At 70.5% G+C, this 1,691-nt stretch carries 2 protein-coding genes; both read right to left on the bottom strand.

What is annotated here, in order from left to right; genetic code table 11:
• Positions 1-179 precede the first annotated feature (179 nt).
• Entirely contained in the window at positions 180-1,466 is a 1,287-nt protein-coding gene (gene trpB / locus ABT116_RS44575) for a tryptophan synthase subunit beta (RefSeq protein WP_351646633.1), read from the bottom strand.
• A gap of 75 nt (positions 1,467-1,541) precedes the next feature.
• Positions 1,542-1,646 carry a hypothetical protein gene (locus ABT116_RS51165; RefSeq protein WP_502984061.1) on the bottom strand — a complete coding sequence of 35 codons (105 nt, stop codon included), beginning with the start codon at positions 1,644-1,646 and terminating at the stop codon, positions 1,542-1,544.
• Between the last annotated feature and the right edge of the window lie 45 nt (positions 1,647-1,691).

The following is a 1,691-nucleotide window of genomic DNA, read 5'->3' as shown; positions in this document are numbered from 1 at the left end:
CGAAAGCGTTCGCGGAGCGGTTCGGGATACCCCGGGCCTACGGCGACTGGAACGCGCTCGCCCAGGACGAGGACATCGATGTCGTCTACGTCGCCCGGCCGGGAGGTAGGCGATGAGGGCCGAGCGGCCTTCGGACTTGGCCGCGGCGAGGGTGTCGCTCAACAGCCGGATGTTCCCGCTCACTTGGCGTCCCCCTCGATCTCGGCGGTGTCGGTGTCCGCGTCGGCGGCGACCTCGGCGTCGGTGTCGTACAGGCCGAAGTAGCGGGCGGCGGTGTCCATGTCCTTGTCGCCGCGGCCGGACAGGTTGACCACGATCAGCCCGTCCTTGCCCAGCTCCTTGCCGACCTCCAGGGCGCCGGCCAGGGCATGGGCGCTCTCGATGGCCGGGATGATGCCCTCGGTGCGCGACAGCAGGCGCAGGGCCTGCATCGCCGCGTCGTCGGTGACCGCGCGGTACTCGCCGCGGCCGGAGTCCTTCAGGTAGGAGTGCTCCGGGCCGATGCCCGGGTAGTCCAGACCGGCGGAGATCGAGTAGGGCTCGGTGATCTGGCCCTCGTCGTCCTGGAGGACGTAGGAGCGCGAGCCGTGCAGGATGCCGGGCTCGCCCGCGGTGAGGGTCGCGGCGTGCTCGCCGGTCTCGACGCCGTGCCCGGCCGGTTCGCAGCCGATGAGGCGGACGTCGGTGTCCGGGATGAAGGCGTGGAAGAGGCCGATGGCGTTGGAGCCGCCGCCGACGCAGGCGACGGCGGCGTCGGGCAGGCGCCCGGCGCGCTCCAGGAGCTGACGGCGGGCCTCGACGCCGATGACCCGGTGGAAGTCGCGGACCATCGCGGGGAAGGGGTGCGGGCCCGCGACGGTGCCGAAGAGGTAGTGGGTGTGGTCGACGTTGGCGACCCAGTCGCGGAAGGCCTCGTTGATGGCGTCCTTCAGCGTGCGGCTGCCGGACTTCACGGCGATGACCTCGGCGCCGAGCATGCGCATGCGGGCCACGTTGAGGGCCTGGCGCTGGGTGTCGATCTCGCCCATGTAGATCGTGCAGTCGAGGCCGAAGAGCGCACAGGCGGTGGCCGTGGCCACGCCGTGCTGTCCGGCGCCCGTCTCGGCGATGACCCGGGTCTTGCCCATGCGCTTGGTGAGCAGGGCCTGACCGAGGACGTTGTTGATCTTGTGGGAGCCGGTGTGGTTGAGGTCTTCCCGCTTCAGGAAGATCCGTGCGCCACCGGCGTGTTCGGCGAACCTCGGCACCTCGGTGAGGGAGCTGGGGCGGCCGGTGTAGTGGACCAGGAGGTCGTCGAGTTCCCTGGCGAACTCGGGGTCGTGCTTGGCCTTGTCGTACTCGACGGCCACCTCGTCGACGGCTGCGACGAGGGCCTCGGGGATGAACTTGCCGCCGAAGGCCCCGAAGTAGCCCTCAGGGCTGGGAGTTTGACCCTCGGGGTCGGGGATGAAGAACTGGCTGGGCATGCGAATACCTCACGGTGAGTGTGTTGGATGCACTAATCGCCGTGGGGGCGGGGACCGGCAGGCGGCCGCGAGCCGTCAGTGGCTGGTCGCGCAGTTCCCCGCGCCCCTTACGGGGCGCTGCTGCCATCGCATGCCGTTGACCTGGCCCGGCTCGTCACCGATGACGCACCAGGAGTGCACGGCTCGGCGCTGGTGCAGCGCGGCCCGCAGGACGGACAGGGAGCC

The organism is Streptomyces sp. NPDC002130 (assembly GCF_040296465.1).
Classification (GTDB): domain Bacteria; phylum Actinomycetota; class Actinomycetes; order Streptomycetales; family Streptomycetaceae; genus Streptomyces.
The sequence above is the reverse complement of the archived record's forward strand: the minus strand, read 5'-3'. Positions and strand labels throughout refer to the sequence as shown.